This is a genomic window from Chryseobacterium sp. GM_Chr_2 (assembly GCF_026540445.1).
Classification (GTDB): domain Bacteria; phylum Bacteroidota; class Bacteroidia; order Flavobacteriales; family Weeksellaceae; genus Chryseobacterium.
The window spans coordinates 438,476-451,320 of record NZ_JALNUD010000001.1; the positions used below are offsets into that span (position 1 = coordinate 438,476).

General features: G+C 35.1%; 14 protein-coding genes and 1 tRNA gene. 8 read left to right on the top strand and 7 right to left on the bottom strand.

The features are described 5' to 3' along the window. Positions 1-7: 7 nt before the first annotated feature. From OXQ85_RS02080 to OXQ85_RS02090, 3 genes are read left to right on the top strand one after another with little or no spacing between them, the layout of a single operon-like run. On the top strand, positions 8-562 hold the full coding sequence (locus OXQ85_RS02080) for a LemA family protein (protein ID WP_267402044.1): 555 nt from the start codon (positions 8-10) through the stop codon (positions 560-562). Between the two features lie 14 nt (positions 563-576). Further along, on the top strand, positions 577-921 hold the full coding sequence (locus OXQ85_RS02085; RefSeq protein WP_267402045.1) for a hypothetical protein: 345 nt from the start codon (positions 577-579) through the stop codon (positions 919-921). An 18-nt stretch (positions 922-939) separates the two neighbouring features. Further along, positions 940-1,710, top strand: a complete 771-nt coding sequence (locus OXQ85_RS02090) for a hypothetical protein (protein WP_267402047.1) — start codon at positions 940-942, stop codon at positions 1,708-1,710. On the opposite strand, the gene OXQ85_RS02095 is transcribed toward OXQ85_RS02090, so the two are convergent. After that, positions 1,681-1,977, bottom strand: coding sequence for an MGMT family protein (locus OXQ85_RS02095; protein WP_267402048.1), 297 nt, complete (start codon positions 1,975-1,977; stop codon positions 1,681-1,683). The genes OXQ85_RS02090 and OXQ85_RS02095 overlap by 30 nt on opposite strands. 240 nt (positions 1,978-2,217) lie before the next feature. Between OXQ85_RS02095 and OXQ85_RS02100 the strand changes: the two genes are divergently transcribed. Both OXQ85_RS02100 and OXQ85_RS02105 read left to right on the top strand, forming a co-directional pair. Further along, complete coding sequence (locus OXQ85_RS02100) at positions 2,218-3,009, top strand: glucose 1-dehydrogenase (protein WP_267402049.1); 792 nt, start codon at positions 2,218-2,220, stop codon at positions 3,007-3,009. Positions 3,010-3,180: 171 nt separating this feature from the next. After that, entirely contained in the window at positions 3,181-3,327 is a 147-nt protein-coding gene (locus OXQ85_RS02105; RefSeq protein ID WP_267402051.1) for a hypothetical protein, read from the top strand. Positions 3,328-3,498: 171 nt separating this feature from the next. On the opposite strand, the gene OXQ85_RS02110 is transcribed toward OXQ85_RS02105, so the two are convergent. The 4 genes from OXQ85_RS02110 to OXQ85_RS02125 all read right to left on the bottom strand — a co-directional run bounded on the left by OXQ85_RS02110 (position 3,499) and on the right by OXQ85_RS02125 (position 6,778). Further along, complete coding sequence (locus OXQ85_RS02110) at positions 3,499-4,473, bottom strand: deoxyhypusine synthase family protein (RefSeq protein ID WP_045500886.1); 975 nt, start codon at positions 4,471-4,473, stop codon at positions 3,499-3,501. Positions 4,474-4,499: 26 nt separating this feature from the next. Then, positions 4,500-5,165 carry an outer membrane beta-barrel protein gene (locus OXQ85_RS02115; RefSeq protein ID WP_267402055.1) on the bottom strand — a complete coding sequence of 222 codons (666 nt, stop codon included), beginning with the start codon at positions 5,163-5,165 and terminating at the stop codon, positions 4,500-4,502. 82 nt (positions 5,166-5,247) lie between these two features. Further along, on the bottom strand, positions 5,248-5,640 hold the full coding sequence (gene arfB, locus OXQ85_RS02120; RefSeq protein ID WP_267402057.1) for an alternative ribosome rescue aminoacyl-tRNA hydrolase ArfB: 393 nt from the start codon (positions 5,638-5,640) through the stop codon (positions 5,248-5,250). 106 nt (positions 5,641-5,746) lie between these two features. Further along, positions 5,747-6,778: an AMP-binding protein gene (locus OXQ85_RS02125; protein WP_267402058.1), complete on the bottom strand. Its 1,032-nt coding sequence runs from the start codon at positions 6,776-6,778 to the stop codon at positions 5,747-5,749. 99 nt (positions 6,779-6,877) lie between these two features. Between OXQ85_RS02125 and OXQ85_RS02130 the strand changes: the two genes are divergently transcribed. Next, positions 6,878-6,948, top strand: a tRNA-Gln gene (locus tag OXQ85_RS02130). A gap of 441 nt (positions 6,949-7,389) precedes the next feature. On the opposite strand, the gene OXQ85_RS02135 is transcribed toward OXQ85_RS02130, so the two are convergent. Beyond that, positions 7,390-8,808 (bottom strand): amino acid permease, encoded by a 1,419-nt coding sequence (locus OXQ85_RS02135; protein WP_267402059.1) that lies wholly within the window; start codon positions 8,806-8,808, stop codon positions 7,390-7,392. 107 nt (positions 8,809-8,915) lie between these two features. Further along, positions 8,916-9,209 carry a helix-turn-helix transcriptional regulator gene (locus OXQ85_RS02140; RefSeq protein ID WP_267402060.1) on the bottom strand — a complete coding sequence of 98 codons (294 nt, stop codon included), beginning with the start codon at positions 9,207-9,209 and terminating at the stop codon, positions 8,916-8,918. A gap of 193 nt (positions 9,210-9,402) precedes the next feature. Between OXQ85_RS02140 and ccoN the strand changes: the two genes are divergently transcribed. Together ccoN and OXQ85_RS02150 are read left to right on the top strand one after the other, a co-directional pair. Next, positions 9,403-11,682, top strand: coding sequence for a cytochrome-c oxidase, cbb3-type subunit I (gene ccoN / locus OXQ85_RS02145; RefSeq protein WP_267402061.1), 2,280 nt, complete (start codon positions 9,403-9,405; stop codon positions 11,680-11,682). Positions 11,683-11,697: 15 nt separating this feature from the next. Beyond that, positions 11,698-12,585: a cbb3-type cytochrome c oxidase N-terminal domain-containing protein gene (locus OXQ85_RS02150; protein ID WP_267402062.1), complete on the top strand. Its 888-nt coding sequence runs from the start codon at positions 11,698-11,700 to the stop codon at positions 12,583-12,585. Positions 12,586-12,845 lie beyond the last annotated feature (260 nt).

The window sequence follows — 12,845 nt, forward strand, 5'->3', positions numbered from 1 at the left end:
TGTAAAAATGCTTATACCGATCCTTATTTTTATCATTGTTATTGTTGCGGTCGTCACGTTTTTGGTTAAATCTTACAACCAGATCGTGATCTTGAGGAATAATGTGGATAAAGCCTTTTCAAATATTGATGTGATTTTAAAACAGAGAGCCGATGAGGTTCCAAATCTTGTTCGTGTGGTAAAAGCGACGGCTTTAAATGAAAATACCGTTCTTAAAGAATTGGTAGCGTTAAGAAGTCAATACAATCAATCTGAAAAAACGAACGACAAAGTAAAAATAGCAGAAGCTATTGATGGAAAAATGAAATCTTTTTTTGTTTCTGTTGAAAGTTATCCACAAATTAAAGCCTCTCAATCGTTTCTTGAATTGCAAAAAAGACTAAGTAATCTTGAAAATATGATCTCAGACCGAAGAGAATATTTTAATGACTCGGTAAATTTATACAATACAGGAATTCAGGTTTTTCCGGATATGATCTTTGCTAAAATGATGAGGTATCAGAAAATGGAAATGCTGAAATTTTCTGAACAGGAAATAGAATATAACGGAGTCGAACTCTAAAAAACAAATGAAATATGACCATTGATTTAGGTATTTTAGGAGAATTTGTAAACTCAAGAAAGTTTTGGGGAAGCATGGCGATTGGCTTTCCTGTGATTACGATCGGGCTTTTCATTATTTACAGTATGGTTCGCAAAGTTCCTTTTTTAAAAGGAATTGTTCAATATATCATCATGACCTATGGTTTATCTATTTTGGTATTGATGCCCATTGTCTTCTTCTCTGCTTTTCTGAAAACTGAAAAATTAAAAATAGCACTTACCTATCTTGTGATTTTATTTTTCACAGCAATTTTTACGTTGTTTAATCAAAAACAAGTAGTAAACTTTCTAAAAGAAGCTCAAAAAATGAAAAAATAAATCTAAAAACAATCAACCATGTATGCTCTAATTTTTACTTTATTCATCCTGATTGTTATTTATGTCAGAAAAAAAGAAAATCCTAATTTTTCGTTTAAAAACCTTTTGTTTTTCGGATTGATTGTTTGGATCATTTCATTATTCTTTTTCTGGCTTTCAGGATTAGTAGGATCGTCTGTGTACGCTTCTTTATTCGAGAAAAATTATGAAGCTAAAGTAATTTCTCACCAAACACTTAATGATACTAAAAAAGCGGTGGTAGAGTTTAAAAATGATCAGAATAAAACGCTTGTTTTACCTTTAAATTACGGTTCAAGTGATCCGATCGCAATTGGAACGATCTTAAAAGTTTCATATAAAAACGGTGATCAACAAGTTAAAAACCTCAGCTTTTGGGAAGATAAAACAACGACTTCCATCGTTTTAATTTTCTTCATCATTTTTTCATTTGCCATACTCGGAATTACGCTCTACGCCTTTGGACGTGATATTTCCTTTATCTGGAAAATCGTGATCGGTTTTGTGATGTATATTTTATTTCCCGCAGCCATGCTTGGATTTATCGTTGCGATGTCTTGGGTGATCTGGGAATATTTTGACGGAAAAAGAGATGACACTCCAATTTGGGCATTGGGAGTCTGCAGTTTGTTTGTTACCATTTTAATTCCGGCTTTAATTGGCTATATTAAAATGCTTTTCGAAAAAAATGATATAAAAATTGAGGAAAATTCAAATTCAAAAAGGATAAAATCAAGGCTATCAAAGTTCAGTAAGAGGATCCCAAAATAGTTTTTTGAAATTTTTAATTCTAAAATTTTCCACCACAATTCCTTCAGCTTCCAGTTTTTTCTGAAATTCGGGCACCGACAAAGTTCCCGAACTGGAAATCACACGATGTGCCGGCACATCTTTCGGGCAACCTCCCATCGCTTTTCCAACGTGACGCGAATGATTAGGATAACCAACGGCTTTGGCAATCGCTCCATAACTTGTGACTTTACCTTTGGGAACCAATTTGGTAATTTCCCAGACCTGTTTTTTGAAAATTTCGTCCATACTACGATCTCAATAGAATAAAGATAGAGATAATTTTTAGAATGTAAAAAAATTGCTGGAAGAGAGAAATTGGAAGCCACGATCCTTCATTATATTTCTTTATTAAATGTACATAAGATTGTAAATTTCCATCCTCAAACTCCCCTCTTCCAGCCATTGAATTCCGATTTTCTTATCATACATCAATACCACAAAAATTTTTAAGCGGTAACTTTAGATAAATCAAATTCAAATAAAATTATGGCAAATTTAAAAGGGAAAGTAATTATTGTAACAGGAGCAGCAATGGGTCTTGGCTTGGCTGCAGCAGATGTATTAGCTTCTAAAGGAGCCGATTTAACCTTGGTAGATTATAATGGTGAAGCATTAGATAAGGCAAAGGCCGATCTACAATCAAAATATCCTGAAAGTAAATTTTTAACAGTAACAGCTGATGTTTCTGTTGAAGAAAATGTGAAAAATTATGTGGATGAAACCGTAAAAGAATTCGGGAAAGTGGACGGATTATACAACAATGCCGGAATTGAAGGAAAGCAGGCTCCAATGATTGATTATGACATTAATGTTTTCAAAAAGGTAATTGATATTAATTTGTTGGGTGTGTATTACGGAATGAAATACGTAATCCCTGAATTACAGAAAAATGGCAGCGGAAGAATTGTGAATGTTGCTTCTGTTGGAGGAATAAGAGGAGTTTTAAATCAAACAGCCTACGTGGCAACTAAACACGCCGTAGCCGGAATGACGAAAAATGCAGCCTTAGAATACGGAAAAGATAATATTTTAACGAATGCAATTGCACCTGGAGCAATTTTGACGCCGATGGTCGCGGAAGCTTTTAATCAGGTAAATCCTACAGATCCGAAAGCTGCTGAAAAAGAATATGCTTCGAGAAACCCAACAAGAAGATTGGGAGATCCGATAGATGTTGGTCATTTGGTGGCTTATCTTTTAAGTGACGAAAATGGTTATGTTTCCGGACAAGTGATTGCCATCGACGGTGGAGAATCTAATATGTACGGAAATCCTTAATAGAAAATAATAAATTTTTTAATCTTTGTTAGTGTTAAAAATTGTCTGTCTTTGGATAGGCAATTTTTCTTTTTTAGAAATAGGAATAGTTTATTACCAAACCAATTTCTGACTTCCTATTCGATTTCGCACAATTTTTGAACTTCATTTAACATCACTAAAATATACATTATGAAAAAGTCATTTTTTAGCTTTTTGAACACAGTCAATAAAGCATTATTACCGAAACTGAGTGATAAAGATCCGAATAGCCTGACTAAACTTCAAAAGGGAGTTTTGGCATATCGATATTTTGTGTTGATTAATTCTATGGATTAGTTTTAAACATAAATAACACATTTTTCTCTCGCAGATTTTTCTGATGAAGCACATGTTTGTGCTTATTTGTGAAAAGATTAGTGCTATTCGTGTTTAATAAAAACAAAAAAACGCCCCAAAATTTGGAGCGTTTGTATATCTTCAAGCTTCAGACCTCCGTCTTCCAGCCTATTATGCGTTTTCTAAGATGTAAGAGAACATTAATGGTGCACAGATGGTTGCATCACTTTCAACGATAAATTTCGGTGTCGTGATATCCAGTTTACCCCAAGTGATTTTCTCGTTTGGAACAGCTCCTGAATAAGAACCGTAAGACGTTGTAGAATCTGAAATCTGACAGAAATAAGACCAAAAAGGAATATCATGCATTTCCATATCCTGATACAACATCGGTACAACACAGATTGGGAAATCTCCTGCAATACCTCCACCAATTTGGAAGAATCCAACTCCTTTTCCTGCCGAGTTTTTAGTATACCAATCTGCCAAATACGTCATATATTCGATCCCTGATTTCATTGTAGTAGCCTTCAACTCACCTTTAATACAGTAAGAAGCGAAGATGTTACCCATTGTAGAATCTTCCCATCCCGGAACCACAATTGGCAAATTAGCTTCTGCAGCAGCGATCATCCAAGAATTTTCTCTTGGGATTTCGTAATACTGCTCCAATACTCCAGAAAGGATCATTTTATACATGAATTCGTGAGGGAAATATCTTTCTCCTTTAGCTTCAGCATCTTTCCAGATCTCAACAATATGTTTCTGCAATCTTCTGAAAGCCTCTTCTTCAGGGATACAAGTATCTGTAACTCTGTTCAGCCCTCTTTCCAAAAGATCCCACTCATCCTGAGCCGTCAAATCTCTGTAATGAGGAACTCTTTCGTAGTGAGAATGCGCTACAAGGTTCATTAGATCTTCTTCAAGATTTGCACCTGTACAAGAGATAAAATCTACTTTCCCTTGACGGATCATTTCAGCAAGAATTTTCCCCAATTCTGCAGTAGACATTGCTCCCGCCAAAGTAATCATCATTTTTCCGCCATCCTTAAGGTGCGCAACATATCCTTTAGAAGCATCCACCAATGCAGCTGCGTTGAAGTGCAGGTAATACTTTTCTATGAATTCAGTTATCGGTTTGCTCATTTTTTTAATTTTTGCAAAGATAAAACTTAAAAACGGAATGAAGCGGCTGCACTTAAAGAAACTCTTGCCAAACCTTCTTTTTGGTCTTCCCCAAACTCGTAGGTTACTCCGTTCATCTTCATTTTGTTCAATGTTCCGGCTGTAAGCCCCAGTTTCGGACCTATTAAAATATTTTTGGTAACCTCATATTGATAACCCACGTTAATTTCTGCACCAAGGTTAGTTCCCGTACCTTTTACATCTGCCGTTTTGGTTGTATACGAAATCACTCCCAAGCCCATATCTACAAACAATTTATGCTTTGTAGCTTCGGTAAAATTCGAAATCATCACAGCAGGACCATAAAAATTAATCTGATCTTTGGTAGTAACCGGAACAGAAACAGGCATACCGTTTACATATCCTAAAATATATCCATCGCTTGAAGCACTGTAATTGGAATATTTCAAACCGACTGATAATATTTTATTTACCTGATAATAAGCGGAAATATCGAAATTCATTCCGCTTTTCAGACCTTTGATGTAATCTTTTTCTTCTTTTGAAAGTCCCGAAGCCGTTTCAGCTGTTCTCCAAGCGTAACCGACTGATGGAATAATGGTAAATCTAGATTGAGTTTTAGCTTCAGTTTGCTGAGCAAATGAAAATACAGAAACTGAGAATAAGCCCAGTGTTATTAGTTTTTTGATCATACATTAAAATTTTGCCCAAAAATACATTTTTATCTAATGTTAAAAGCTATTGAGCAAAAAGTAGACATCTAATTTTATAAATCTAATATTTAAATTTTCTATTTTCCTTTTTGTCAGAAAGCTTCTTTTTATTGTCTAATCTTTTTTGTTTTTGACCTTTGGAAGGTTTGGTAGCAATTCTCTTTTTATGAACAAATAAAGATCGATCTACGATATCGAGAATTTTTTCAATGGCTTTGTTTTTATTCATTAACTGCGTTCTGCTTTCAGAAACTGTTAAAAATAAAAATCCGTCTGCATTAATTCTGTTTTTGAGTTTATCTTGAATTAAAACTTTTTGATTTTCATTAAAAAACTCAGATTCACCCACATTCCAAAGAACTGTTACCGAAGTTTCCACTTTGTTTACATTCTGACCTCCAGCTCCACTGCTGCGGGAAGTTTTAAAATTGAGTTCTTTTGAGAAATCTTTCATTTTTTGTTATTCATATTTTTTTATCATTTTCTTTTTAAACCACCCCGTCAAAAATTTCTATGAAATTTTCGCCACCCCTCCTCTGGAGGGGAATTTTTCGTGCCTTTTATTTTTTCGCGATGATTTTACTTAATTCTATTCTATTCACTTTTCCGTTGGGCGTTCTGGGGATTTTTTCAACAAAAATAATCTTTTTTGGTCTATGGAATTTTTGCTGATAACTGATTGTTGATAATTTTTGGTTTATGAATTCAGATTCACTTCCTTCAATTACGGTAATTAATTTCTGACCTAAACTTTCATCATCAACTCCTAAAAAAACAACTTCATTCGGAATTTCTTTTTTCACCAATGTTTCTAACTGTTCAGGAAAAATTTTCGCCCCGCCAGAATTAATTACATTATCAATTCTTCCTAGAAATTTAAATTCCTTATCATTAGTAATTTCAACTAAATCATTCGTTTGTAAAACCTCATCATTAAGATTCGGTGCAAAAATCCTTAGGCAACCTCTTTCATCTTTAGAAATTTCTACATTTTCAAAAACAGTGAAATAATCTTCCGCTTGTGGAAAAATTTGTTTCAGCCCAATATGAGAAAGAGTTTCCGACATTCCGTAGGTTTCGAAGATTTGCGTCTGAGTGTTTGAGAGTTTGAGAGTTTGAGAGATTTTTTTCTTTAAATTTTCTGAGACGGCGGCTCCTCCGATGATTAAATTTTTAACTAAATATAATTTCTCCAAGGAATTTTCAACCTGTAACGGCGTCATTGCACAAAAATCAATTTCCTCCTCAATATCCTCAAACGGCCTTAAAGAGGGATCTAAAACAATTAATTTTAATCTTCTTAGAATTGAGCGAACAATCATCATTTTTCCGGAAATATATTCAACCGGAAGACAGATCAACGCAGAGTCACCTTCTTTTAATCCCAGGAAACTACAGGTCATCTCTGCAGAATTTACCATCTTATTTTTTTCAATGTTAAAAATTTTCGGTGTTCCCGTAGAACCGGAAGTCTGAACTTTTACAGTTTCAGAAGTAGAAAACCATTCCTCAAGAAATTGATCTATTTTTTTTTCAAAGTCGGTTTCAAAGTATAATTTACTCGTATTGAGATTATTGAAGTCTATCTGCATGATCGTCGTAATAAAAAGTGTAGTAAATTTAAAAAAAAGTTTAAAAAGTTCTTGCAAATAATTAAAAAAGCTGTAAATTTGCACCACTAAAACAAACAGAGACTCATGGTGTAGCGGTAACACTACTGATTTTGGTTCAGTCATCTGGGGTTCGAATCCCTGTGAGTCTACAAAAACCATCCTTTTTAAGGATGGTTTTTTGTTTTCAATTCAATATATAGTAATTAGCACAAAATTCTATTCATATACCCACAATTACCTTAAAAACAAAGGTACTTCACATTACTAATATTCAACATTTAAAAGCTAATAAAGAATATTTAAACACAAAAGATCATAAAGTTTAGAATAAAATATCAAATACACCAACTAAGTTAGATCTTTTCATTTTTATATCAACAAAATTGCTAATATTATCTAAAGAAAGTAATCATTACAAAAACGGAAATAAAAAGCCTTAAAAAATAGACTGATGTAGTTATCAGTTTTCATATTGTGTTTTAGTGTAAGCATCCTGCAAAAGGATGCTTTTTATTGTTATATTACTTGAATATTATGAAAATAAAAAAGGGTAGACTACCTCCACCCTTCTACTCTATTATATATTAAATTTAATTCTTTTTATAAAGCTTAAACATCACAAATAAAAATCCTAACCATACCGGAATTAAAATTACCTGAATTTCCATGCCTGTGATGCTCATGAGTACTAAAATCAACACCAAAAAGGCAATACAGATATAATTAGAAACAGGATAAAATATTGATGGGAACTTCAGATCTGTTCCTGCTTTAATATTAGCTTTTTTAAATTTCAAATGTGTATAACAAATCATCAACCAGTTGATAATTAGCGTAGAAACCACCAAAGCCATTAAATATTCGAAGGCTTTTTCGGGAACTAATTTATTAATGATGATACAAATTCCCGCAAAACAAGACGAAATAATGATTGCATTTGTAGGAACACTGCTTTTATTCAATTTCGTTAAAAATTTCGGAGCATTTCCTTGTTGTGCCAATCCAAAAAGCATTCTGCTATTGCTGTAAACACTGCTGTTATACACCGATAAAGCTGCCGTTAATACAATTAAATTAAGAATATTTGCGATCAAAACATTGAACTGAATCACTTTTCCAAACATGGTAAACTGAAATCCGTTCAGATTTTGGAAAACCATTACAAACGGGCTTGTTCCTTCTGTAATTTCTCTCCAAGGGCTCAATGAAAACAAAATTACCAATGCTCCCACATAGAAAATCAAGATTCTATAGATTACCTGATTGGTTGCTTTTGGAATCGTTTTCTCAGGATTTTTGGCTTCTGCTGCGGTAATTCCGATCAATTCTAAACCTCCGAAGGAGAACATAATCATGGCCATTGCAGAAAATAATCCCGAATATCCACCTTCTCCTTTATTGAAGAAGCCTTTGGGGAAAAACCCGCCATCATTCCATAAATTGGAAATGCTTGCTTTTTCACCTCCTGTTCCGCTTATCAATAAATAAATACCAAAAACAATCATTGCAATAATTGCCACAACCTTGATAATAGAAAACCAAAATTCGGTTTCACCATATACTTTTACTGAAGCAAGATTCAGCGCATTAATTACAATAAAAAAGAATAAACTGGAAACCCAGAGTGGAATTTCCGGCCACCAAAAGTGAATATAATGACCAATGGCAGTGAGCTCTGCCATACTTACGAGAATATAAAGAATCCAATAGTTCCAACCCGATGCAAACCCCGGAAAATTGCCCCAATATTTATAGGCAAAATAACTAAAACTCCCCGAAACCGGCTCCTGAACTACCATCTCACCAAGCTGACGCATGATAAAAAAGGCAATAATACCGGCAAGCGCATAGCCTAAAATTACAGACGGACCAGCCAAAACTGCTGCAGGACCAATTCCTAAGAAAAGCCCTGTACCGATAGCTCCACCAAGGGCAATTAACTGAATATGTCGGTTGGTGAGACCCCTAACCAGAGAATCATTTTCGTTCTCTTTCTTCTCGTTGCTCATAGATTAAAATATTGCCCCTAAATATATAAAAACTTTCCCTCTGCAAGCTAATTGAAAGTGGATAATGAAAAGGAAACAACAAACAACAATGAAAACGACATTTTTTTTTAAGCAAACTGATCCGGAATCGAAATATTATTCTGTTTCATATAGTTCAGCAAATCATTATATTTTTCCTCAAAATCGTTCACGCCGCATTTGTGAGAAATACTGCAAATTTCCGAAGGTTTAATTTCCAGAATATTTGAAATTTTAGTTAAAATTTCAAGGTTGATTTTCACTTTTGAGTTTTCTATATCAGAATATGCTTTTTGCGAAATTCCCATCTCAAAAGCCATATATTCTTGGGTAAAATCCTTATTTCTTCTGATTTTCCTAATATTTTGACTGCATATTTTCATTGTGTTTATTTTAGTGGTTTTTGGTATATTTTAGAAGTATATCTATTAGACTTACACAAAGTTAGTGAATACCTTTGGCAAAACATTATTACGCTACATGATATTTATTTTTAATTAAAATTTAAGTTTAAAAATTACTCGAAAACTTATGTTTTAAAGGAAAATATTTCTTCGGTACAATACAATTGGAATTATGGAGACGCAACAATTTAATTATGACAATACTATTGTCAGAGCATTCCTCTATGCTACAATCGCATTTGGTTTGGTCGGTTTTTTACTCGGTCTTACCGCTGCACTGATGCTTTTTTATCCTGAACTTCCGGAATTTTTATTCGGAACGGATGATACGACAATTAAAAGCTTAGCATCCGGAAACATTCAGGGACTGATTAATACACAAGGAGCCTTAGGTTTCGGAAGGATCAGAATGTTGCATACGAGTGCGGTGATTTTTGCGTTTGTCTGTAATTCCTTTTTCTGTGGCGCGTATTACAGTATGCAAAGATTGCTAAAAACGAGAATGTACAGCGATACCCTTTCGTGGATTCACTTCTGGACATGGCAAATTATGATTATTTCTGTAGTGATTACGTTCTTAATGGGAATCAACACGTCAAAAGAATACGCAGAACATGAATGGCCGATTGATATTTTAATTACCGTTTCTTGGGTCATTTTCGGGATCAATATGTTCGGAACGATTGCTAAAAGAAGAGTAAGACATCTCTATGTTGCCATTTGGTTCTATATCGGAACGTGGCTGGCTGTAGCAATGCTTCATATTTTCAACAACCTTGAAGTTCCATTATCATTCACAAGTTGGAAATCTTATTCGGTTTATGCAGGTGCGAAAGACGCCTTGGTACAATGGTGGTACGGTCACAATGCAGTAGCGTTTGTATTGACAACCCCGGTTCTTGGTTTGATGTATTATTTTTTACCAAAAGCAGCCAACAGACCTGTATTTTCATATAAATTATCCATTATTCACTTTTGGTCGTTGATCTTCGTTTACCTTTGGGCAGGTCCTCACCACTTACAATATACGGCGCTTCCGGCTTGGGCTCAAGCGGTGGGAACAGGTTTTTCTATCATGCTGATTGCACCATCTTGGGGAGGAATGCTGAACGGACTTTTAACATTAAGAGGTGCTTGGGACAAAGTAAGAGAAAATCCTATCCTTAAATTCTTCGTTGTTGCCGTAACCTGTTACGGAATGGCAACTTTCGAAGGACCACTTTTAGCGACAAAATCTTTAAATAAAATCGGACACTATACCGACTGGGTAATCGGTCACGTACACTTGGGAGCCCTTGGCTGGAATGGTTTCATGGCATTCGGAGTAGTATATTATTTGATTCCGGTAATGTGGAGAACCGAACTTTGGTCTAAAAAATTAGCCAACTGGCACTTTTGGCTGGGAACTTTAGGAATTATGTTTTATGCTGTACCAATGTATATTTCAGGTTTCACACAAGGATTAATGTGGAAACAATTCAACCCGGACGGAACTTTATTGTGGAAAAACTGGCTGGATACCGTAACGGCAATTATTCCTTACTTCAAAATGAGATTTTTGGGTGGTATATTTTACCTGTTGGGCGCTATTTTAATGGTGGTGAATGTTTTTAAAACCATCAGACAAGGCTCATTCCAAAAAGATGTTCCGGCAGAAGCTCCGGCATTGGCAAACATCGGAACGGCAAGAAAAGAAGGCGAAGGCGTACACCTTTGGTTAGAAAGAACACCTAAATTATTAGCCATATTAGCATTCATTACTATTGCTATCGGAGGTATTGTGGAAATTATTCCGACCTTAACTTTAAAACAGAGTGTTCCGACCATTACGGCAGTAAAACCGTATTCACCTTTGGAATTGGAAGGAAGAGATTTATACATAAGAGAAGGCTGTAACTCCTGCCATTCCCAGATGATCCGTCCGTTCCGTGATGAAATTGTAAGATTTGAAGGTAAAAACGGGCAATATTCTAAAGCAGGAGAATTTATTTACGATCGACCATTTTTATGGGGATCTAAGAGAACCGGACCCGATTTACAACGAGAAGGAGGAAGAAACCCGGATTCATGGCACTTCAAGCACATGTATAACCCTAGAATTACTTCTGCAGGATCTATTATGCCACGTTTCCCTTGGCTGATTACCAATAAACTGGACAGAACACAGATGGTGGATAAAATGAAATTGATGAAAAACTATTTTGATGTTCCGTATTCCAAAGCAGAAATTGATTCCGCTAATGCATGGGCAGATAATCAGTCGAAAGCCATTGTGAAAAGAATTTATGCCGAAGCTACGGATGTAAAAGATCAGGTAGAAAAAGACAGAGCAGCAAAAGGAGCATCTTACGTTCCATTGGAGCAGAGAGAAATTGTAGCGATGATCGCCTACCTGCAAAGACTGGGAACAGATATTAAAACCACTCAAATTCAGACGGCAAGCGCTGATTAATTAAAATTGAATACAATGAAAACGAGAACCCCAATATCAGTATACATCGCTGTAACGATAGGTTTAACCATTCTTGCCTTCGAAATGTTTGCACAGGATACCGCCTATTTTTCATCACCCTTTTTCTGGGGATTGATCCTGATAACGATTATTCTTTTATTCATCATGAACTCCATCGGAGATCTGGTTGAAAATGAAAGCTTCAAAAAATTATCAGATGAAGAAAAAGCGAAATTTTTAGAAGAAAAAAATACGCCTTATTATCTGAAAATTTGGAATTCTGCTTTCAAAAAACAGTCGGCGACAGAAGAAAAAGATATTTTGATCGATCATGGATTTGATGGAATTACAGAACTTGACAACTCGCTTCCAAAATGGTGGATTGGTTTATTTTACTTCGGATGTATTTTCTGCGTGGTATATCTTACGGCGTTTGCCTTCACAGATTACGCCCATCCCGAAGCAGAATTAACGGTAGAAACAAAGAAAATGCTTGCTTCTATTGAAGATTATGAAAAAACAGCTCCACAAGTTAATCTGGAATCTGCAAAATACAGTGCCGATAATATTGCGGAAGGTCAGGAATTGTTTAAAACCAATTGTGTAACCTGCCACGGAGACGGTGGCAAAGGAGGAATCGGGCCAAACCTTACAGATACACATTGGATTAATATCAAAGAAAAAAGCCTTTTCAAAAATGTATTTTGGATGCTGGAAAACGGTTCGCCAAACAATACAACCATGCGACCCTTCATTAAAGAAGGAACCATTACAGGAAGAGATGCCGAAAAAATTGCCGCTTATGTTTACCACATCAACCAGGAAACTGCTCCAATTACCCAAACTCAGGGTGGCGCGGCTCCACAGGGCGAAAAAGTAACGTGGGAAAACGGAAATAATTAAAAAATAAAAAAATTTATTACCTAACATATAAACCATGCCAAGCCCCCTTTTAACACTAACATTTTGAATTTTCATTTTTGCTAAACCTTTTCATACAACAGAAAATCAACACAAAAGGGGGCTTTTTTTAAAAACTACAAATCCGCGCCTTGGTTGTTTATATCAACTAATTCACTTGACGACTAACTAAACTAAATTCCATAATAGGCAGCCGAGGCAGGATTTTTGCATAACAAAAGGGTACCACAACAATTATAATT

What these genes read in the sequence shown, in the direction of transcription:
- OXQ85_RS02115 (WP_267402055.1), bottom strand. Translation starts at nt 5,165, where the DNA reads ATGATCAAAAAACTAATAACACTGGGCTTATTCTCAGTTTCTGTATTT.
- OXQ85_RS02150 (WP_267402062.1), top strand. Translation starts at nt 11,698, where the DNA reads ATGAAAACGAGAACCCCAATATCAGTATACATCGCTGTAACGATAGGT.
- OXQ85_RS02140 (WP_267402060.1), bottom strand. Translation starts at nt 9,209, where the DNA reads ATGAAAATATGCAGTCAAAATATTAGGAAAATCAGAAGAAATAAGGAT.
- OXQ85_RS02080 (WP_267402044.1), top strand. Translation starts at nt 8, where the DNA reads ATGCTTATACCGATCCTTATTTTTATCATTGTTATTGTTGCGGTCGTC.
- OXQ85_RS02100 (WP_267402049.1), top strand. Translation starts at nt 2,218, where the DNA reads ATGGCAAATTTAAAAGGGAAAGTAATTATTGTAACAGGAGCAGCAATG.
- OXQ85_RS02090 (WP_267402047.1), top strand. Translation starts at nt 940, where the DNA reads ATGTATGCTCTAATTTTTACTTTATTCATCCTGATTGTTATTTATGTC.
- ccoN (WP_267402061.1), top strand. Translation starts at nt 9,403, where the DNA reads ATGGAGACGCAACAATTTAATTATGACAATACTATTGTCAGAGCATTC.
- OXQ85_RS02110 (WP_045500886.1), bottom strand. Translation starts at nt 4,473, where the DNA reads ATGAGCAAACCGATAACTGAATTCATAGAAAAGTATTACCTGCACTTC.
- arfB (WP_267402057.1), bottom strand. Translation starts at nt 5,640, where the DNA reads ATGAAAGATTTCTCAAAAGAACTCAATTTTAAAACTTCCCGCAGCAGT.
- OXQ85_RS02135 (WP_267402059.1), bottom strand. Translation starts at nt 8,808, where the DNA reads ATGAGCAACGAGAAGAAAGAGAACGAAAATGATTCTCTGGTTAGGGGT.
- OXQ85_RS02125 (WP_267402058.1), bottom strand. Translation starts at nt 6,778, where the DNA reads ATGCAGATAGACTTCAATAATCTCAATACGAGTAAATTATACTTTGAA.
- OXQ85_RS02095 (WP_267402048.1), bottom strand. Translation starts at nt 1,977, where the DNA reads ATGGACGAAATTTTCAAAAAACAGGTCTGGGAAATTACCAAATTGGTT.
- OXQ85_RS02085 (WP_267402045.1), top strand. Translation starts at nt 577, where the DNA reads ATGACCATTGATTTAGGTATTTTAGGAGAATTTGTAAACTCAAGAAAG.
- OXQ85_RS02105 (WP_267402051.1), top strand. Translation starts at nt 3,181, where the DNA reads ATGAAAAAGTCATTTTTTAGCTTTTTGAACACAGTCAATAAAGCATTA.